We start from the raw sequence: 19,232 nt of genomic DNA on the forward strand, positions 1-19,232 counted from the left end.
CACCCATGCACTGAGTGGGCGGGTGCCCACTCAGTGGAACTGCGGTGGATGTTCTCGGGAAGGTCTTTACGTACTGCGCCCAGTGTCACCCCAAGGCAGGAAGACGCCGCGGAATCTCATTTTTCCCGATGCCAGCCGGTCATAGGCTTCGGTTGCCTGGTCCAGTGCGAAGGTCTCGACCAGCGGCTTCACTTTGCCCGTGGCCGCCAGATTCAATACCTCGCTGAGGTAATGCTGGCCGCCGTGGGTCGAGCCGATCACGCGCTGGCGCATCATGTGGAAAGGCACGCCTTCTGATGAGATCGAGAACGGCTGGCTGAAGTCCAGACCACACAACACGATGCGCCCATCGACCCGCAGGCCGGCCATGGCTTCTTCGGCGGAGTTGAACGCATTGGTCGTTACCAGCAGCACATCGGCGCCGCCGATGTCCTTCAGTTCCTTTCCGCTGGCGACGACATGGTCGGCGCCCAACTGGCGGGCGAGGGCATGCTTGTCTGCCGAATGGGTAATGGCAATGGTTTCGAAGCCGCAGGCCTTGGAAAACTGCAGCGCAACGTGCCCCAGGCCACCGATGCCAAGCACGGCGATCTTCTCATTGGGCTGGGGCGCCGCATCACGCAGGCCGCTCCACGCGGTGTAGCCGGCACACATCATCGGCGCAGCGTCCACATAGGACAGGCCGTCCGGAAGCAGAACCGTGCCCTCGGCAGAGACGGCAATGTACTGGGCATGGCCGCCCTGCGCAGCGAAGCCGGTGGTACGGGGGGCCTCGCAGTTCATGGCGGTCTGGCCGGACAATGGGCGGCTTTCGCGGCAGTAGGGGCAGCGGCCGCAGGACGACTGGACCCAGGTGGTACCCACGCGGTCGCCTACCCGACGCGAGCGCACGCCCGCGCCGACCTCGACGACTTCGCCAACCACTTCATGCCCGGGTGTCTGGGGGTAGATGTCGCCGCCATAGCCCTGGGTCGCCCACACATCGGTGTAGCACATGCCCGATGCGTAGACCTTGACCAGTACCTGGCCCGCTTCGACCACTGGCACGGGCACGTCCTGCACCTGCCACGGATTGTTCGGGCCGGTCATCACAACCGCTTTCATCGTCTTCATCGTCTCGATCCTGTTTCGGTTTGCGAATCCCGAGGGTTGGCACCCGCGGACAACCGTGAGCCTAGAATCGGTTTACTATCAAGACAATATCTCCAATATTTGATCTCATGATGAAAGCGCTTCATCAATCGACAGGCGTTGAGATGACCGCGTTTACGGCGTTCCTGGCGGTGGCTACGCATCGCAGTTTCCGCAGCGCGGCTGCCGAGTTGAACATCACCCCGTCCGCGATCAGCCATGCAATCAAGGCGCTCGAACGGCGGTTGGGCGCACGCCTGTTCAACCGCACGACCCGCAGCGTTTCGCTGAGCGATGCGGGTGAGCGACTGGCAGAAAAGCTGCGGCCAGCCATGGCCTCCATCGAGGAAGCCCTGCAGTCGGTGGATGCAGGCGCAGACGCGCCGCGCGGCACGATCCGCATCAACGCCAGTGAAGGCGCCATCCGCCTGGTGCTCAAGCCGGTGATGGCGCGATTCCTGCAGCTCTACCCGCAGGTCCACCTGGATATTGTCAGCGACGGTCGGCTGGACGACATCGTGTCGAACGGCTTCGATGCCGGCATCCGATTGGCCGAAGCAGTGCCACGGGACATGGTCGCCGTAGCCGTTACCGCTCCCATGCGGTTCGCGGTGGTCGCCTCCCCGGAGTATCTGCGGGTGCGCAGCCGCCCAATGCGCCCGCTGGATCTGCATCAGCACGACTGCATCCGCTTCCGGTTCGAAAGCGGGGCCATCTACCGCTGGGAGTTCGAGCGCCAGGGCACGACGGAGCGCGTCAATGTGTCCGGGCCCATGACCCTGACCGATCAGCCCTTGATGGTCGACGCGGCGATGGAGGGCATCGGCATCGCGTTCGTTCCCGAGCATCTGGCGGCCCAGCCGCTCGCCGATGGTCGCCTGCTTCGGCTGCTTGAAGACTGGTGCCCCGAGTTTCCTGGCCTTGCGCTGTACTACCCGGGCCACCGGTACGTGCCGCCAGGACTGAAGGCCTTGATCAGGCTGATTCGAACTGAAGCTCCAGGCGCGCCGTTCGCAGGGGAGGCATGATGTTTCCTTCCACGCGCCGGCTGCGCGCACGCCAGCGCGGATGCAGTGCCGCGATCACTCTGGTTGTTCGTCGCTGTTGAAGCCCGCGCCGGGCAGAGCAGGGGGATGGCCATGGCTGCCGGGTGGACGCGGCTTGCGCCGACGCAGCGCTCGCGTGCTGGCCGACTGCGCTGGATCGGGAACGATCCGGCCCGGTATCACGACCAGGATGTTTTCAGGCAGCGACGGGCTCATTGCCGCGACGTGCTGCGGGCATGCCATCGGCGCTCCGTACCCGGGGACATTCCAGCAGGAGGCGGCTCGCAACGCCGCTGGATCCTGAATGTGCTCGGCCGTAGGGAAGGTGTCGGGTGCATCAGGGCAGGCACGGTCGATCGCATCGGCGCTCTTGGGTGAAGTGCAATCAGTGGCAGCAGCACCACCTGCGGAGGCCGTAGGTGGTGGCCGGCCCACCCGGGTTGATGCCTGTTGCAACACCTTCCGACACATGAGCATCTGTACGAGCATCGCGTCGGTTTCCGGCCGACGCGGTGCTCGCGCGGCCTGCATCAGCGATGTCCCCGCAATCGCTGGCGCGGGGGGCCTGGCCTGCGCCTTCACCAGGGTCGGGAAGTCCGAAGTGGGGCAGGCAGGCAGATGCGTGCTCTTCCGGTCCACGTTCGGCAGAAGGGCAGGCGTTGTCGCCGGCAGGGTACGAACGCTGGTCATGAAGTTGCCCTCGATCAGGTAGCCGCGCATGACTCAACGTGCCGAGCGCGCCGGGTGGGCAGGCATCAACACTTCGGGTCGTTGATTGCCAGCCTACCAACTGGTAGATTGGATCGCAACGCAAAGCAGGTACCGCCATGAACCAGACCCCTGAAAGACAGAGCGCAACCGGGCTTGATTTCCTTCGCAATGCAATGGCATCGGGTGGCCTGGGCAAGGGCATCGGCCAGACGCTCGGACTCTCGATCGATGCCGTTGACGACGGCCACGTGACCTTGAGCGGCGCGCCAGGCCTGGAGCATGCCAACCCGATGGGCGCTGTCCATGGCGGCTACCTCGCCACCCTGCTCGATGGAGCGATGGCGCTGGCCGTGCAGACGCAGCTCGACATCGGCACGCGCTATGCGACCACGGACCTGAACATCACCTACGTCAAGGGCGTGGCACCCGGCCAAGCGGTCGTCCGTTGCGTCGGCGCCGTTCTCCATCTCGGACGAACGATGGCTCTCGCGGAGGCCAAGGTAGTTGACGACGCGGGGAAGCTCTACGCGCATGCAACAGCGACCTTCGCCATTGCTGATCGTCAGCCCTGACGGTGCCGCGCGCCTGGCTGCTGTGTCGCCGCGGGCAGGATTCTTGTACATAGGAAAACGAACTTGAAAAATCGCTCCCCTCGCTACCTCGCTGCTTTCCTCATCGCCGCTTTGCCGGGAATTTTCCCAGTCCATGCCGCCGACCACGGCAGTCACGCCATGACGGCGGCGAAGCAGGCCGTGGCACCGGAAAGCAGGAATGAAGCGGCCCCGAAGCTGATCCTCTCTGCGCCACGTGCCGATTTTCTGCAGAAAGGTTACGTGTATGTACCCTTCCGCGTAGAGAACATGACCATCCTGCCGCTGTACGCTGAAATACATGGCGAGGAGGTCACCCATCTGAAACCGAGGATCGGCCACCTGCACGTCAAGGTCGATGGAAACGAATGGTCCTGGATCCATGCCCAGACGGATCCCATCTATTTCAGCACGCTGCCGTCCGGCGTCCATCATCTGAGCGTGGAGCTGGCCGACGCCGCACACGCGGTGATCGAGACGCAGACGATGGAGCTGGTCGTACCCTGATCCAGGGAAGACCGGAATTCGGGGATTGAACTCTAGTAGGTCCCCTATTGAAGCTATAGCTCAGTCAATCTATGTGAGGGTATTGATAGAGCCTAGTCCCTGACAATGTCCGAAGATCTCCAGACTGAGCCATCCACCTTGTACCAGGTGTATCTTCCAATTCGCTTGCCGGCCTGAAACGTGCCCTCTTCCTTAAGGAGGCCTGAGTCCCACCAGCTCTTGTAGGGCCCATGAAATTCACCATCTTTGACAGCTGCACTCAGAAGGAGCAATCCATCCTCGGACCACTCTCGAATCATCCCGTTTAGCTGGCCATCTATGTACTCGCTCTCGCCGAAAAGTGCACCGCTCTCGTGCCAGCGCTGAAAAATGCCAATCCACTGTCCGTCCACCTGGGTGCCGCGCGACTCGAGTTTTCCCGATGGGAAATGGTTTTCCACTACCTTTAGGCTTGAATTTTTCATGGTTGGCCTTCCATTTTAGTTCCAGCTTGATCCGCTCGCGCACGGTTAGCGCTCGTGATGTCTAATCGCTGGCAAAGTCCGAGAACCTCCACAGCGAACCGTCTACCTTGTACCAGGTATATCTTCCGACCCGCTCGCCGGCGCGGAACGTGCCTTCCTCCTTGAGGAGGCCAGAGTCCCACCAACTCTTGTAGGGGCCGTCGTAATCACCGTTTCTGATAATGGCAGACAAGGTCAACACTCCGTCCTCTGTCCATTCCTGTAACAAGCCATTCATAACGCCGTCTCTGTACTCCGACTGAGTAAACAGTCCGCCACTCTCGAACCAGCGTTGACAGAGTCCATCCCAATGTCCATTCACGCGGGTGCCGCGAGATTTGATCTTTCCTGAGGGGTAGTGGGTTTCGACCAGTTGCGGGTTTGAATCTTTCATGGAGCAACACCTATCTGAGGTCATGATCTTTCCAAACGGGCGGCTCGTCGCCAGATTGGCCCTTATTGGCGACGCACAGATTGCGACGATCCGCCGCTCGTGTGAGACAAGCTCGATACCAGCGATCAGGATCTCTGTCTGGCCCGAACCCGCGCCATCTGTCGCACGCCACCGCCTCACCATCGTAGCGTCTGTAGCACTCGTCAGTATTGTCTTCATCGCTCGGGCAGATCGCCAAGCCCGTGAGATATCCATAGAAGCTGCCGACGACGGAGCCTGCTGCACCTCCCGCACTGCTGCCGGCTACAGCACCGCCTGCCCCGCAGCCGACTGTGCCGACGCCGGGGGCGAAAAGCGTGCATCCCGCCCCACCACCAACGCCCCCTGCAATGCCGCCGCCGGCGTAACCGATATAGCCGCCGATGACACCTCCGCTGATGGTGCACGACGCCATGCAGACCTGATCCTTGGCTTGGCCTGTGCTGTCCGTATACAGAAGGGGGTTGGACTCGACATAGCTGTAAGTGCTGATGCCTCCCGCCAGGCCAATGGGGTCACTCTGCAGATACCGGCCTGTAGCGGGCTCATACTCACGGGCGTAGTTATGGTGAAGACCGCTATAGGGGTCGTACCGCTGTCCCGCGAAGCGCATGTTGAACGTGAACGGCGTACCGTCTGCATCCGGATCCTCGCTGGGTCCGTCGCTGCCAAATGCCTCGCCTCTGCTGTCCCACGACCAGACCGCAACGTTGCGTGCAACCTCGATGACGGCGCGTGGTGCGCCGAGCTGATCCGGCTCGATGTAGTGCAGGCGATTCGAAGACGCTGCGGTGCCAACCAATACACCCACGGGCAGGTCGCCCAGCCATATCACCTGTTGGATCGGCGTACCCGTGGCATCGTAGTCACCCAGCCATTGGCCGCTCTCATCGTGGACGCTGTAGGTCGTGGTGGTGGTCCCCAGGTAGCTTCGTACCCGCTCACCACGGCCGTTGTATGCGTACTGCTGGATCACCTGGCCGCTCTGCTTGACCTGTATCAATCTATTGAGCGGGTCGAAGACGAACTCTCTATCTGCGCCATCAATGGAGGTTGTGTTGCCAACAGCGTCGTACTTCCGGGGTGCCCCCTCTACCGAGAAAAGGCGATGGCTGTCAGCCGGGTAGGCGTAACCGTCGGTCCCTCCAGCGTTGGTGAACGATGTGCGGTTTCCCGTAGCGTCGTAGCCATAGCGCTCGATCGCGGTTCCTGTTGCCCCATCCCGGAATGCAACCAGACGTTTGAGGGCGTCGTAGTCGTAGGTGGCAAGCGCCGGAGATTCATGGCCAGCGGTGTGCAGGCCGGTTAGGTTGCCAATGGCGTCGTAGGCGTAACCTGCATCCAGGCCGTCTCGGTCGACATCGCGCAGCGAAATGGTGCGGTAGTTCCGGTTATGGGCTCGGACCAAGGTCCGACCATTGCCGTAGCTCCAGCCTTCCGCAGGTCCGAAGGGGTAGTAGGTGACACCGGACAGCAGCACCTGGCGGCTGGCGCCGGGCGATGTAACGCCTATCTCCGAGATGCGGCCCTCGGGATCACGCACGTAATCAACCGAGGTGCCATCTGGGTAGGTGATGGCTTGGAGCTTTCCACCCAAGCTGTAGGCGTAGCGAGCTGCGAAGCTATGGCTGCCGGTTACCTGGGTCTTGCGTACGATGCGGCCGAAGCGGTCGTAGCAGTATCCCGTCGTGCCGCTGGCATCCACAATTTGGCTCAGATAGCCAGACGCAAAGGCCTCGCCCGTTGCACACTCAGTTGGCCCGGCATCATAGAGGTAGGACGTGTCCAGCGCAGGCGCACCGGCAACTGCAACGCGGGTCAGTCGTTTGAGCGCGTCATAGCGATACGCCAATCTCTGTCCACGGGCATCTGTGAGTCCGTCGCGATTGCCTGCGCTGTCATAGCTGTAACGGGTCGTGCCTGTATCTGGACTGCTCAGCTGCAGCAGGTCGCCTAGTGCGTTGTATGCGTAGTGTGTCTGCAGCCCCTTTGGGTCAGTGACCTGTACGAGCCGATTCAACGGGTTGTAGAGGTAATGCGTAGCGGCGGCGATTCCGCCGGCATCCTGCGTGGTCTGCCTGAGGCGGTTCTGTGCGTCGTACTCACGGCGTTCAGTGCGGCCCAATGCATCCGTCACCGCCGTAATGTTGCCGTTGTCGTCGTACGTGAAATCCGTCGGGTTGCTGGACGCATCGGCGACGGTCGCAAGCCGCCCGTTCAGGTCGTAGATGCGCGACAGGCTGCGTTGCACTCTCTGGGCTGGGTCCCGGGTCTCCTCTGCAATGCGGTTGCCCGCCGCATCCAGGGTGTAGGCGATGTAGCCGCCACTGTTGTCGGTGAGGCGTACCAGTCGATGCGCGGCATCGTAGGAGAACGCCAGCGAGTCGCCGTCGGGCTGGGTGATCTGCTCGACCAGGCCGGTTGGCCGGTAGTCGGTGCGCGTTATGCGGTCATCACTCTCGGTGCTGTCATCCGGACCTCGCACTTTCTCCGCTGTCATCCAGCCGCGCGGATGGTATTCGTAGTTCGTCTCTACACCGTTCGGATCGACGGAGGACAATCGTCGCCCCGCGCCGTCGTAGGTCGGGAAGGCTGTGATGCGCCCCAGCGGATCGATGATCTTCCACAGATCACCCTTGCGATAGGCACATCCCGTCGGGGCAACTTTGCAATCGCCGTGGTCGGTCTGGTGGTAGACGTAGGTCGTCGTATCGCTGATGTCGGTACGCGGGCCCTTGGTGCTGATCGGCAAGCCAACCAGCGGACAGGTGCCGGCGCTTGCGTCAGCGGGCTCGCAGTAGGTCGTCGTCGTTGTGCGACTGATGGATGTTTCCGGATCCCTGCGAGTCTCGCTGAGCACCTGGCCACGGCTGTTGTAAGTGAAGCTGGTCTCAGCAACGAGCGTGTCCGCCGCGTCATAGGTTCGCCGCGCTATGGGCTGGCGGAAGGTTGAATGCCAGTCTGTCTGGATTGTGCGCTTGCTGCCGCCGAAGTCGTTGGCTGCCTCGATCCGCTGGGTCTGCAGTCCGCGGGCGTTGTAGGCATAGGTGGTAACGTTGCCCCTGAAGTCCGTCCGGCTGGCGGGATATCCGTTGCTGTCGTAAGTGCGTGCCGCGGCAACACTGGCACAGTCGTCGCAAGGCGCATCCAGCGATGCGAGTCGCGCTACTCCGTGATCGACGCCAAACGCGTAGCGTCTGGCATTGCCGAGGCTGTCGGTGATCGTGGTGCTGCCGTCCTTGTTGAACTGCAGTTCGACCCGATCTGCGGTTCCGGAAGCGAAGGGACCGTGCACGCTGAGCACGGCACGCCGCTGGGCGTCATAGGCCCAGCTTGCATAGCGATTATTGTCCTCATCAGTGATGCCGGTTAGCAGGTGCGGCTGCGCCACCCCTCCGGTCTGGCCTGGCTCGCTGTAGTGATAGAGACGCGTCGCCGGGCCGGACCGTGGCGAGGGATAGGTCACGCTGGTCAGGTCGCTGCCGGTGTAGGCGTAGGTGATGACCGCCCCGGCGCTGTCGGTCAGACTCGTCAGGCGATCGCTTGTGTAGCCGAACACCAGTGACCGTCCCTGCGGGTCTGTAACGCGTTGAACGTACGGCGAGATGCCCGCGCCGGAAGCATAGGAAAGCGTCTGCACGAGCCCGTCGCGCGAGGTGATGGAGTGCAGGCGGCCGAGTTCGTTATAGGCTTCGACGGAATCGTCCGCACGGCGATAGCTTGCCGAAGCCAGTGACCCTCCTGTCAGGATGACGGTCAGTCTTTCCGGAACATCGCTACCTGCAGTCCATTCGCCATTGACAAGGCTGAAGGTCTGAATAGCGCCATTGGCTCGATGAGCTCGGAGGCGTACGACCGATCCGGCGGCGTCGGTGACCGGCTCGAGTCGGGTTGCATAGTTGTGGCTCCAGCCAATGCCGATAGGAAGCGCTCGGCTGTCCGGCACGCGATGGCTGTTGTAGACGCGAACGAACTGCAGTGGGAATGCTCCCGCTCCAACGTAGTCCGTCTCCTGCTGACGCTTGTTGCCGGTAGCGCTGGCTATGGGGTTGGATGCATTGCCTCCGTCGGCGGGGCAGTTGCTGTCGCACTTGGGTATGCCGCACTGACCGGTGTCCGGGTCGGCGAGGCCGCCGAGCGGGCAGGGCGGTCTTGCACCGCGTGGGCCGTAGACGAACGTGTTCACAATTTCGACGGGCAGCCACGAATTGAACTGGCGGCGTTGCAGTTGGCCCCGGCATATGGCTTCGCCATCGAGGTACGGTCCGACGGAAACAGCGGCGTAGCGATGCGGTAACGCGCTCTTTGCACGATGGCCATCCAGGCGGCGTTCCAGTTCGCCGGTGACGCAGGCCTCTTCTGCTGTGGGGTAGTGGGGCTCGCTGTCGTTGAAGCGGGAGTCGAGCCAGTAGGTCTCGGCCTGCACCGCGAAGCTGAGCAGAAGCGTGGACGCCATACCGAAGCGCACCGCCACGCGTTGTATCGCCAGAAGTCCCTGCATCGCCATACTCCTTCATGGGTCACGACAGACTCGGCCGAGCTGTTGATATCAGTTGTGTCCTGCCACTTCGCGCAGTCAACCATTTCCATGCTCTGGCTCGGCGCCCAATGTGGTGGGGCAGGCATCGAAAATGACTGGAGCATCGCTGCGCCGGCAGACGCGCTTCATTGATCGCTCACTGTGAGGTCAGGCCTGCAAACACCTGCTTTCAGGCGTAAAATGGCGGGTTTGCAATGAGCTCGCTCTGATGCGAAAGCTCCCGCTCCGCACGCCCGAAGGCGTGCTGAAGCAACGATCAACTTGACATCATCCGGATGCGTGTGCAGGCCAATTGCGTCAACTGAGCGCGTGCAGTGAGGGCGGAATGCGACATCGCCCGAGGGCACCTATTCCAGCCGCAACGTGATCTGCGGATGGCCCGAGAAGATTTCCATCACGATCTCGAAGTAGGTCTGGCCTTCGCCGCGTTCCAGTGCATCCAGCTGGCGGCGGATCACATCGGTATTGAACGTGCCGGGGTGCTGCAGTTTCGCCTGCAGCCAGGCGCAGGTCGCGTCCACGCCCAGTGCGACGCGGCTGAGCTCGACATCGCGCCAGGCCACGGTGGCCGTGGCGTGACCGGCCAGCGTGCCGTAGCCGCCGTACAGCAGGTCGTCCAGCGCATCCAGGCTGGGGCCGAGCTGCCAGTCCTCGCCCACCATGAACACACGGTTGAACTCGGCATAGAGGCTGTCGATGCCGGTGATCGCGCGGCCTTCGATCTGCAGGTACAGGGTCATGCATGCACTGTAGGGCACGCGGTGCCAACACCGGCGTCGCATCGCTGAACGCTGCATGGCCCTTCAGGTGGTGACGACCGGTATTTCACCTTCGGTTGGCGTTGCCAGCGGGAGACTGGGCGCACACCGGATCACAGGAGATCGCCATGAACACGTCCCTTCGCGTACTGCTGCTGGGCAGCCTGATTGCGGCGTCGTCGGTAGCCAGCGCACAGAGCTATGGCCCGCGCGATGAAGGCCGCAAGTTCAACGATGGCAGCCGCGTGGTCTGCAAGAACGTGGAAGTGCAGCGCAACTCGCGCGATCCCAACCGCATCGCCGGTACCGCCACCGGTGCGGTTGTGGGTGGCCTGCTCGGCAACCAGGTCGGCGGCGGCAACGGCAAGAAGATCGCCACCGTTGCGGGTGCTGTCGCCGGCGGTGCAGCCGGCCGCCAGATCCAGGGCAACCACCAGAACAAGACCGGTGACCGCGTGGTCGAGCGCCGCTGCGAGCGCGTCTACCGCTGAGCCACTGCAGGACCTGATACCCGCTCCCTTCCACGACGCGGTACCTCGAACGCCGGCCCCAGGGTCGGCGTTCGTCGTTGTGGGCGGGCGTATCGCAGGCAACGGCGCGGCCCCTATACTGCGCCGACTTCAATGGATGAACGCCCTGTGAACGAATCGCCTGCTGCCGAACCCGTCGTGCCTGCCAGCCACGCCGAACCCGAGCAGGGGGCGAGCACGCGCTTCGGCCGCCTGCGCGAGCGCACCGATGAGCTGGAGTTGTTCATCTCCGGCCTGCTGGCCTTCGCACTGCTGGCTGTGCCGGGCTATCTGTTCGACATCTGGGCGCGCAGCAGCCTGCATACCGAAGGCATGTACTTCCAGGTGCTGTGGTTCGTCTTCAGCATCAGCGTGGGCATGTGCTACGTGCTGGCGGTGGCGCTGATCGCGCACCTGACCGTGCGCGGCTACTGGATCGGCCTGGTCGGTCTGAAATCACACTTCCCCAAGGGCATCGACTGGGACCACCTGCCGCAGATGGGGCCGGTGTCGCGGGCCTTCATGCGTGCGCGCGATGGCGGCCTGGATGGCAGCATCCAGCGCGCCGACCGGTTGGCGACGATGCTGTTCTCCAGCACGCTGATGTGCGTGCAGACGCTGGCCGGCACTCTGGTGATGGCGATCCTCATTCTCGGCCTGGCGATGGTGGTGGCTGCGCTGTCCGGCGGTTCGGACACCGCGGCATTGATCTTCATGGGCGTGGTGATGGCGGGCCTGCTGATGCTGGGCCTGCTGCCTGCGATGCTGGAAAAGTCGATCGCGCGGCGGCAGGCGCGCGGGCAGTCGACGGCGCGCCAGCAGCGCATGCTGCAGGGGGTGCTGGGTGGCCTGCAGCGGGTGCCGCTGATGCGCCTGATCCAGACCATGCAGCTGACGATGCAGAGCAACCTGCGCTCGCGGTTCTTCATCGTGGGGTACATGTCCGCGATCCTGGTTGCGATGCTGCTGGGGGGCCTGCAGGTGGCGGGTTCGGTGAAGTTCTCGCTGTTCAACCGCTACCAGGTGGTCACCGAGGAAGCCGTCGACCACGGCATGCTGAGTGCGCACTACGAATCGATGCGTTCGGCGCACGACCAGCTGCTGCCGTACCCGATGATCCCCTCCGACACCGTCAGCGCGACCCAGCTGCGGCTGTTCATCCCGCACCGCCCGCAGCGCGACAACACCCTGGCGCGTGAGCGCTGCACGCAGCTGCCGGGGGGGCAGAATGACGCCCGCGGCGCGGCGGCTGCCACTGCGGCGGTGGACTGCCTGGCCCAGCTCTGGACGGTACAGCTGGACGGCAAGCCGGTGGACCTGCACGCCTTCGTGCCGATGGAGCGGCGTGACCTGGACATGCGCGGCCTGGCCGGCTACCTGCCGATGGCCGGGCTGGCACCGGGCCGGCATGACCTGCATCTGCTGTGGAATGCCGGCGGTCCGACGCGCGGCGGCGACCGCCGGCGCGAATACTTCATTCCGTTCTGGTACGCCCCCGATCCCTGATCGAGGGGCCGTGCAGGCGCCAGAAGGCGAGGGCACCGTAGAGCACCAGCAGGACACCAAGCGTGATCAATTCATGGCTGACGTCGGCCAGGCCGGCATCCATCTGGGTCAGCCGCACCATCAGGTTGATGCCGGAGGTGGTGGGCAGCAGCTGCGCCAGCCAGACTAGCGGCTGCGGCGTCATCACCGTGGGCCAGGACAGGCCGGCCAGGAAGAACAGCGGGATGGACGTGGCGATGATGTACTGGAAGGCGCGTTCGCGCGTGCGGAAGAAGCTGCCGACGAACAGGCCGAATGCCACCGTGGCGGCGATGAACAGCGTGCCGCCCAGCAGCTGGCCCAGGGGATTGCCGCCGCGCGGATAGTCCTGCACCCAGGCGGTGAACCCGGCGTAGTAGAACAGCCCGAACAGGCCGATCAGGCCGAAGCCCAGGGCCATGCCGGCCAGCGTGGGCAGGTCGAAGCGCAGGCGCCGACCCAGCGCCAGGCGGCGCCCGCCGAGCAGCACGCCGATGCCCATCAGCAGGGTCTGGTGCACGATCAGTTCGGCCACGCCGGGCACGATGGCGCTGCCATAGCCTTCGTGCGTGTTGAACAGTGGCCGCTGCACGAGGTTGACCGGCGGCGCCTGCGGGGCGCCCATGAAGGCCGCCTGGGTGACGGCCGCCTCGCGCCCGAATGATCCCAGCGCATCGGCCACGCTGCCCAGCACCCAGCTTGCGCGGCCAAGGTAGGCACCGTTGCCGAGCAGGACCAGCTTGGCGGGATGGCCACGCAGGATGTCGCGTTCCAGGTTGGCTGGGATCAGCACGATGCCTTCGGCATCTCCGGCTTCCAGCTGGCGGCGCGCGCTGTCGATGTCGGCGGGCTGGCCGACCACGCGCGCCACGCGCAGCGCATCCAGCTTGCGCAGCAGTTCGCGGCTGGTGGCGCTGTGGTCTTCGTCCACCACCAGGATCGGCAGGTTGCCGGCCACCTGGTGCCGGTACGCGGCCGGGTAGAAGAACGAGTACAGGATGACCGCACCGACCATCACCACGATGGCATAGCGGTCCAGCAGCACCGCCAGCAGGGTCTGCCGCAGGCTGGCCCAGACCCCGCTCATGCGTCGGCCCCCGCGGGCTGCACGGCCTGCGTGCTGCGGGCAAAGGCCAGCAGACGCCAGCCACCCAGCCCACCGGCGAGGATGATCATCAGCAGCAGCGTGCCCAGCGGCCACAGCGTGACCGCCAGCGGCGCACCGACGAACTGCTGCTGGGTCTGCAGCTTGATGTACGCGCTGAGCGGCAGTAGCAGGTGCCAGATGCGGGTGAACAACGGTGCATCGATGACCGGGAAGGTGGCGCTGGAAAAGGCCAGCGCGGTGCCGATGCTGAGGCCAACGGCCGACAGCGCCGTGCCCATGTCCCGGGTGATGCCGACGAAGAACAGGGCATAGGCTGCGGTGGCCAGGTAGAACAGCGGCTGGCCGAGCAGCAGCAGGATCACGCTGCCGGCGATGCCATCGCCGCGCAGCCAGGCCAGGTAGCCGACGCCGAGCGCGCCATACACGGAGAACAGCAGGACGTAAGGCGCGATTTTGCCGGCAAGCGCCGGCCACGGCGTATGGCCGAGCCAGCCGCGCAGGGTGCCATCGCGGATCTCGCGGCCCAAGCTGCCGGCCACTGCCAGCGCCAGCACCAGCGACAGCACGGCGGGGAAGATCAACGGCAGCAGGAACAGCTCGTAGCTGCGCGCAGGGTTGTAGAGGATGTCCGACTGCACGGCGATCGGCGCTGCGCGCAGCTTGCCGGGGCCGACCTGCAGGGCGATGCGCTCGCGCAGCAGGCGCGCGTTCCAGGCGGCCACGGCATCGCCGATGTCGCGCGCAGCCGATTGGCCGGTGGTCATGTAGGTGGCGTTGTAATAGGCAAATACCGTGCCCTGCTGGCCGCGCAGCGCCTGCCGGGTGACATCGCGCGGCACCAGCACGATGGCATACACCTGCAGTCGGCGCAGCTGCGCGCGGGCGTCATCGATGCCCACCGGCTGGCTGGCCACGCGCACGCCAGGGCTGGCGTCGAGCATGCGCAGCAGCAGGCGGCTGTCACTGCTGTGGTCCAGGTCAACCACGGCAATGGGCACGTCGCGCATCACCGAGGGGCTGAACATCCAGGCCATCAGCGCCAGCATCAGCAGCGGCAGCACCGTCACCAGCAGCAGGTCGGCGCGGTTGCCACGCAGCGTGCGCAGTTCGCGCCGCCACGATGCAGCGAAGCCGGCCTTGCCCGGGTTCAGTGCTGGGGCCACGCGAACAGCACGCTCATGCCGGGGCGGAAGCCCTCGATGCGATCTGCCGGACGCACCCGCACCTCGAAGCTGCGCACGTCGTAGCCCGATGACTGGCGGGTAGTGCGCCAGGTGGCGTAGTCGCCTGCGGGGTTGATGAAATACACCTTGAATTCGGCGTCCTGGTCGAGCGCCGGGATGCGGCCGCGCACCGTGCTGCCGACCTTCAGGCCCTGCATCTGCGATTCGCGCAGGTTCATCGACACCCACATCCGGTCGATGTCGACCAGGGTGAACACCGGGTAGCCGGCCGGCACCAGTTCGCCCGGATCGGCCATGCGCTTGTTGATCTCGCCCGCCACCGGCGCGCGTCCTTCCACTTCGGCGCGCGCGGCGTTGACCTCGGCCACCGCACCCTGCGCCTGCTGCACCTGGCCCTGTGCCGCCCGCTTGTCCTGCTCGCGGGCGCCGGCCAGCGCCATGTCGTACTGCGCGCGTGCGGCGCGTGCCAGCTCGCGCGAACTGGTGGCCTGGGCCTGCGCTTCGTCGCGCTTCTGCCGGGTCATCACCCCTTCGATGAACAGGTTCTGCACGCGGCGGGCGGTGGCTTCGGCCAGGGTGGCACCGGCTTCGGCCCGCTTCCAGTTGGCCTCGGCGGCACGGATGTCTTCGCTGCGTGCGCCCGCGTCGGCCTTGTCGGCCACTGCCTGGGCGGCGGCGAGGGCGCCCTGCGCCTGCTGTTCCTTGGCGGCCACTTCCGGGCTGTCGAGCAGGAACAGGATCTGCCCGGCCTGCACGCGGTCGCCCTCGCGGACCTTCAGTTCGGCCACGCGCGCGGTGATCTTGGCGGCCACGTTGAGGGTGTCCGCGTCGGCCATGCCCTGGATCTGGTCGGCCGGGCGCCGCCAGGCCAGCCACAGGCCCAGCACCACCACGACCAGCAGCACCAGCACCAGGATCACACCGAGGCGGCGCTTGCCCGGAGGCGTGGTGGCGTCGTCGTGCAGCACATCACTCATGGTCGATCACCTCGTCCGCACGGCGCCGGTAGTCTTCGAAACGGTCCATCTGTCCACTGATCTCCAACAGCTGCGCCAGCGCGATGTCGTACTGGTAGGCCGCCTGCGCGCGTTCGACGCGGGCGCCGCCCAGGCCGAGCCGCGCATCGATCACATCCAGCGACGTGGCCTGGCCCTCGCGGAAGGCCAGCTCCTGCAGGCGCAGGTTCTCCTGGGCCTGGGCGATGCTGCTGTCCAGCAGCACGAACTGCTGCCGCGCGCTGTCCAGTTCGTTCCAGGCCTTGCGCACGCCCAGCGCCACCTGGTTCTCGGCTTCGCGCAGGCCGGCCTCGGCCTGTTCCTGCTGCGCGCGGGCCGCACTGATCTGCGCCGGCCGCGAACTGGGCGACAGGAAGGTGTATTTCAATCCGATGCCGAAGGCCCAGTCCGGGTCGGTCAGCATTTCATCGCGGCGGCGGAAGTCGTACTGGCCGAAGGCGAAGATCTGCGGTTTCAGCTTGGCCTGCTGCACGCGCACGCCCTGTTCGGCCTGGGCCACCATGGCCTGCAGGCGGCGGATCTGCGGCTGCCGCGCCTGCGCGGTGCGCTCGAAACTGGCCACCGGTTCCAGCGGTGCGCGCTGCACGAACAACGGCGACAGTGGCTGCACCTCGCCGCCGCTGCGCAGCAGGGTGGCCAGCGCGGCCTTCAGCGTGGCCAGGTCGTTGAGGGTCTTCTGGTACTCGCGCTCGGCCTTGTCGCGGGCCACGGTGGCCTGCAGGCGCTGGGCGCGGGTGGCGAAGCCTTCGCGTTCCAGCTTCTGCGCATCGGACAGGTGGCGGTCGAGGCCATCGCGCACATCGCGGCGCACGTCCACCGCTTGTTCGGCCAGGCGCTGGCCGAAGTAGGCCTGGGCCAGCTGCACGGTGAGCGACTGCCGCTGCGCCTCGCGCTCCGCGCTGGCCTGTTCGCTGGCGGCGCTGGCCGCGCGCTGCGCCGCGGGGATGACGCCACCGGTGTACAGCGGCAGCACGGCGGTCACCACGGGGCGGGTCCGCCAGTCGCGTTCGGTGAACGTCAGGGGCGAGTCGATGCCATACGCCTCGGCCACCGGTTCCAGCGAGCCCAGCGGCAGGGTGAGGGTCTTCTGGAACTGCAGGCGGCGCACCTCACCGGTGATTTCCGGCAGGCGCAGCAGGCGCGTGGCGTCCTGCAGTTCCTGCTTGTTGCGCACGCCGGCATCGGCAGCGGCCAGTGCGTCGGAAACCTGTTCCAGCCGCTGCCGCGCTTGTTCCCACTGCAGCGCGGCCACTGCACTGCTGTCCGCACCCGCCTGGGCGTAGCCGGCGGCCGGCAGCAGCGTCGCGCAGACCAGTAGCCAACGTGCGCGGTGCGGTCGCGGGGAAGGGCGTTGCAGGTGCACGTCGGGTCCGTCATCCGTAAAGAGTCCGGCAAAAACTAGTGGATACGCCGTGAAGCCGTTGTAGGTGCGGCGCGCTTTACAGTGGCTGCCGCCACGCGGACAGGAGCGCGCGATGCAGGATTGCCACTGGAAATGCCGACGTGCCCACCTGTGGCTGGCCTGCGCGCTGCTGCTCGCACTGCCATGGGGGTGGGCCGCTGCCACGGATGTGGCGGCGCGCACCGGCCCGGCCATCATCGGCATGCAGGTGCAGGGCAGCGGACGGCTGGCGCATGGCCAACGCGTGCCGTTGCCACGCGTGCTGCAGGCGCTGGGCACGCCCTCGCAGCGCGAACCCTCACCCTACGAGTGCGGCAGCGCCTACGACGAGGGCGATATCCAGCTGCTGAGCTGGGCGGGGCAGGCGTGGGAGAGCGACGGCCGCACCGCGGTGCTGCGTCGCTTCGACGTGGGCCGGGAGGGCGCGCTGCTGTTGGCCAATGGGACGCAGATCGGCGCGCGCACCTCGCCTGCCGATGTGCTGCAGCGTGTGCCACGCGCGCACCGCAGCGGTGACACGGTGCATGTCACCCCGGACCCGCGCGGGCTGACCGAGGAGCGCTACGACCTGCGCTTCGACGGCGAGGGACGCCTGTTCCAGATCGACTACTGGATCGCCTGCTGAGCCTGCGGCGTGCGTGCCATGGGCTCAGCGCAGATTGCCTTCCGCTGCGCTGCGAAGGGCCTGGGTGATGTGCTGCAACGTGCTCGAGCGCACGGCGGCGTGCTGCCAGAACAGCGGGACGTCCAGCCAGCGGCGTGGTTCCAGCACGGTCACCCTGCGCTCGGCCAGCGCCGGCGCGATCAGCGTTTCCGGGGCCAGGCACCAGCCCAGTCCACGCCCGGCGGCTTCGACGAAGCCGGTGGAGGAAGGCAGGTAGTGCACCGGCGGCTGCAGCCGTGCGCGGGTCAGGCGGCGCATGAAGCGTGCCTGCAGTTCGTCCTTGCGGTTGAACACGATCATCGGCGCCACGGCCAACGCATCGGCCTGCATGCCCTTGCCGAACCAGCGGCGTGCGAAGGCCGGTGATGCGATGGCGTGGTAGCGCATCGCGCCCAGCGGATGCACGTTGCAGCCCTTCAGTGCGCGCCCCTCGGCGGTGACCGCGCCAAGCACGCTGCCATCGCGCAGCAGTTCCAGGGTGTGGTCCTGGTCGTCCATGCGCAGGTCGAACAGGTAGCCATGGCGCTGGTGCAGGTCGGCGATGGCGGCGACGAACCACGTATCCAGCGAATCATCGTTGACCGCCAGTGGGATCGGCGTGCGGGTGGCATCGTTGCCGCGCTCGGGCAGCAGCTCGGCCAGCGCTTCGCTCTGCAGCGCCTGCATGGGCCGCACGCTGCGCAGCAGGATTTCACCGGCCGCGGTGGGCCGGCACGGCGCCTGGCGGACCAGCAGCACCTGGCCCAGGCGGTCCTCCAGCGCCTTGATCCGCTGCGACAGCGCAGACGGGCTGATCGCCAAGCGGCGCGCGGCGGCCTCGAAACTGCCTTCTTCCAGCACCGCAGCAAAGGCGGCCAGTTGCGGGTGTACCAGGTCCATGCCGGGCCTCTTCAGTTTTGCTGCACAGGATAAAGAAAAACCAGCTGGCCTTAATCGGCGGTGGGCTGCACCCTGCGCGTCCCTTCCTGCTGGATACCTGTCCCCATGTGGTTCACCGCGGCCCTGGCCGGCCTGTTCGCAGGCGCCGGCCTGATCATCGCCATCGGCGCCCAGAATGCCTTCGTCCTGCGCCAGGGGCTGCAGCGCCGCTACGTGGGCACGGTGGTGCTGGCGTGCATGGGAGCGGACATCGCGCTGATACTGGCCGGTGTCGGCGGGATGGGCGCGCTGGTGCTGCAGTGGCCGCTGCTGCTGCAGGTGCTGCGCTTCGGCGGTGCGGCGTTCCTGGGCTGGTATGGCCTGCAGGCGGGCGTGCGCGCGTGGCGCGGCGGCAGCGCATTGGCGGCCGCCCGCAGCGACGGCGGCAACCGGCGCCAGGTGCTGCTGGCCTGCCTGGCCTTCACCCTGCTCAACCCACACGTCTACCTTGATACGGTGGTGCTGCTGGGCAGCCTGTCCACGCGCTACCCCGGCGACCTGCGCTGGGCATTCGCCGCCGGCGCCAGCGTGGCCAGCGTGCTCTGGTTCTGCGCGCTGGGCTATGGCGCGCGCCTGTTGCAGCCGCTGTTCCGCAACCCGAACGCGTGGCGCGTGCTGGATGCCGGCATTGCCTTGTTCATGGCGGGCCTGGCATTGCTGTTGCTGCTACGTCCGCTTTAGGCTGCAT

General features: G+C 65.7%; 18 protein-coding genes. 7 read left to right on the top strand and 11 right to left on the bottom strand.

Features of this window, described 5'->3' with window-relative positions:
- Nucleotides 1–66: 66 nt before the first annotated feature.
- Nucleotides 67–1,113 carry an alcohol dehydrogenase catalytic domain-containing protein gene (locus C1927_RS06590; RefSeq protein WP_216821174.1) on the bottom strand — a complete coding sequence of 349 codons (1,047 nt, stop codon included), beginning with the start codon at nucleotides 1,111–1,113 and terminating at the stop codon, nucleotides 67–69.
- A gap of 107 nt (nucleotides 1,114–1,220) precedes the next feature.
- Here C1927_RS06590 and C1927_RS06595 point away from each other — a divergent pair, with 107 nt between their 5' ends.
- A complete protein-coding gene (locus tag C1927_RS06595; RefSeq protein ID WP_108746236.1) occupies nucleotides 1,221–2,159 on the top strand; it encodes a LysR family transcriptional regulator in 939 nt (312 codons plus the stop codon).
- Between the two features lie 54 nt (nucleotides 2,160–2,213).
- Here the strand turns inward: C1927_RS06595 and C1927_RS21350 are convergent, their stop codons facing one another.
- Nucleotides 2,214–2,897 carry a hypothetical protein gene (locus C1927_RS21350; protein WP_159095312.1) on the bottom strand — a complete coding sequence of 228 codons (684 nt, stop codon included), beginning with the start codon at nucleotides 2,895–2,897 and terminating at the stop codon, nucleotides 2,214–2,216.
- A gap of 107 nt (nucleotides 2,898–3,004) precedes the next feature.
- Between C1927_RS21350 and C1927_RS06605 the strand changes: the two genes are divergently transcribed.
- Both C1927_RS06605 and C1927_RS06610 read left to right on the top strand, forming a co-directional pair.
- Nucleotides 3,005–3,460, top strand: a complete 456-nt coding sequence (locus C1927_RS06605; protein WP_079221166.1) for a PaaI family thioesterase — start codon at nucleotides 3,005–3,007, stop codon at nucleotides 3,458–3,460.
- A 63-nt stretch (nucleotides 3,461–3,523) separates the two neighbouring features.
- Nucleotides 3,524–3,985, top strand: a complete 462-nt coding sequence (locus C1927_RS06610; protein ID WP_159095313.1) for a DUF6130 family protein — start codon at nucleotides 3,524–3,526, stop codon at nucleotides 3,983–3,985.
- 92 nt (nucleotides 3,986–4,077) lie between these two features.
- On the opposite strand, the gene C1927_RS06615 is transcribed toward C1927_RS06610, so the two are convergent.
- The 4 genes from C1927_RS06615 to C1927_RS06630 all read right to left on the bottom strand — a co-directional run bounded on the left by C1927_RS06615 (nucleotide 4,078) and on the right by C1927_RS06630 (nucleotide 10,201).
- Complete coding sequence (locus tag C1927_RS06615) at nucleotides 4,078–4,449, bottom strand: hypothetical protein (protein WP_108746238.1); 372 nt, start codon at nucleotides 4,447–4,449, stop codon at nucleotides 4,078–4,080.
- Nucleotides 4,450–4,510: 61 nt separating this feature from the next.
- Nucleotides 4,511–4,882, bottom strand: a complete 372-nt coding sequence (locus C1927_RS21355) for a hypothetical protein (protein ID WP_159095314.1) — start codon at nucleotides 4,880–4,882, stop codon at nucleotides 4,511–4,513.
- 10 nt (nucleotides 4,883–4,892) lie between these two features.
- Nucleotides 4,893–9,422, bottom strand: a complete 4,530-nt coding sequence (locus C1927_RS06625; protein WP_159095315.1) for an RHS repeat-associated core domain-containing protein — start codon at nucleotides 9,420–9,422, stop codon at nucleotides 4,893–4,895.
- A 386-nt stretch (nucleotides 9,423–9,808) separates the two neighbouring features.
- A complete protein-coding gene (locus C1927_RS06630) occupies nucleotides 9,809–10,201 on the bottom strand; it encodes a ribonuclease inhibitor (RefSeq protein ID WP_108746241.1) in 393 nt (130 codons plus the stop codon).
- A 146-nt stretch (nucleotides 10,202–10,347) separates the two neighbouring features.
- On the opposite strand from C1927_RS06630, the gene C1927_RS06635 reads away from it, so the two are divergent.
- Nucleotides 10,348–10,710, top strand: coding sequence for a glycine zipper 2TM domain-containing protein (locus C1927_RS06635; protein WP_079221169.1), 363 nt, complete (start codon nucleotides 10,348–10,350; stop codon nucleotides 10,708–10,710).
- 147 nt (nucleotides 10,711–10,857) lie between these two features.
- On the top strand, nucleotides 10,858–12,234 hold the full coding sequence (locus tag C1927_RS06640; RefSeq protein WP_108747785.1) for a hypothetical protein: 1,377 nt from the start codon (nucleotides 10,858–10,860) through the stop codon (nucleotides 12,232–12,234).
- Here the strand turns inward: C1927_RS06640 and C1927_RS06645 are convergent.
- The 4 genes from C1927_RS06645 to C1927_RS06660 are packed head-to-tail and all read right to left on the bottom strand — an operon-like array spanning nucleotide 12,203 to nucleotide 16,860.
- Entirely contained in the window at nucleotides 12,203–13,339 is a 1,137-nt protein-coding gene (locus C1927_RS06645; protein ID WP_079221170.1) for an ABC transporter permease, read from the bottom strand. The two genes, C1927_RS06640 and C1927_RS06645, sit on opposite strands and share 32 nt — an antisense overlap.
- Entirely contained in the window at nucleotides 13,336–14,523 is a 1,188-nt protein-coding gene (locus tag C1927_RS06650) for an ABC transporter permease (protein WP_079221171.1), read from the bottom strand. The genes C1927_RS06645 and C1927_RS06650 overlap by 4 nt, the downstream gene beginning before the upstream one ends.
- On the bottom strand, nucleotides 14,508–15,521 hold the full coding sequence (locus C1927_RS06655; RefSeq protein WP_108746242.1) for an efflux RND transporter periplasmic adaptor subunit: 1,014 nt from the start codon (nucleotides 15,519–15,521) through the stop codon (nucleotides 14,508–14,510). Before C1927_RS06655 ends, C1927_RS06650 begins: the two co-directional genes overlap by 16 nt.
- Entirely contained in the window at nucleotides 15,514–16,860 is a 1,347-nt protein-coding gene (locus C1927_RS06660; RefSeq protein ID WP_254051582.1) for a TolC family protein, read from the bottom strand. The genes C1927_RS06655 and C1927_RS06660 overlap by 8 nt, the downstream gene beginning before the upstream one ends.
- 175 nt (nucleotides 16,861–17,035) lie before the next feature.
- Here C1927_RS06660 and C1927_RS06665 point away from each other — a divergent pair, with 175 nt between their 5' ends.
- Complete coding sequence (locus tag C1927_RS06665) at nucleotides 17,036–17,587, top strand: hypothetical protein (RefSeq protein ID WP_108746244.1); 552 nt, start codon at nucleotides 17,036–17,038, stop codon at nucleotides 17,585–17,587.
- A 24-nt stretch (nucleotides 17,588–17,611) separates the two neighbouring features.
- Here C1927_RS06665 and C1927_RS06670 read toward each other — a convergent pair whose 3' ends face one another.
- Nucleotides 17,612–18,505: a LysR family transcriptional regulator ArgP gene (locus C1927_RS06670; RefSeq protein ID WP_079221175.1), complete on the bottom strand. Its 894-nt coding sequence runs from the start codon at nucleotides 18,503–18,505 to the stop codon at nucleotides 17,612–17,614.
- A 105-nt stretch (nucleotides 18,506–18,610) separates the two neighbouring features.
- Here C1927_RS06670 and C1927_RS06675 point away from each other — a divergent pair, with 105 nt between their 5' ends.
- Nucleotides 18,611–19,225, top strand: coding sequence for a LysE/ArgO family amino acid transporter (locus C1927_RS06675; protein WP_108746245.1), 615 nt, complete (start codon nucleotides 18,611–18,613; stop codon nucleotides 19,223–19,225).
- Nucleotides 19,226–19,232: the final 7 nt, after the last annotated feature.

Origin of the sequence: Stenotrophomonas sp. ZAC14D1_NAIMI4_1 (assembly GCF_003086775.1) — a bacterium.
Lineage (GTDB): Bacteria > Pseudomonadota > Gammaproteobacteria > Xanthomonadales > Xanthomonadaceae > Stenotrophomonas.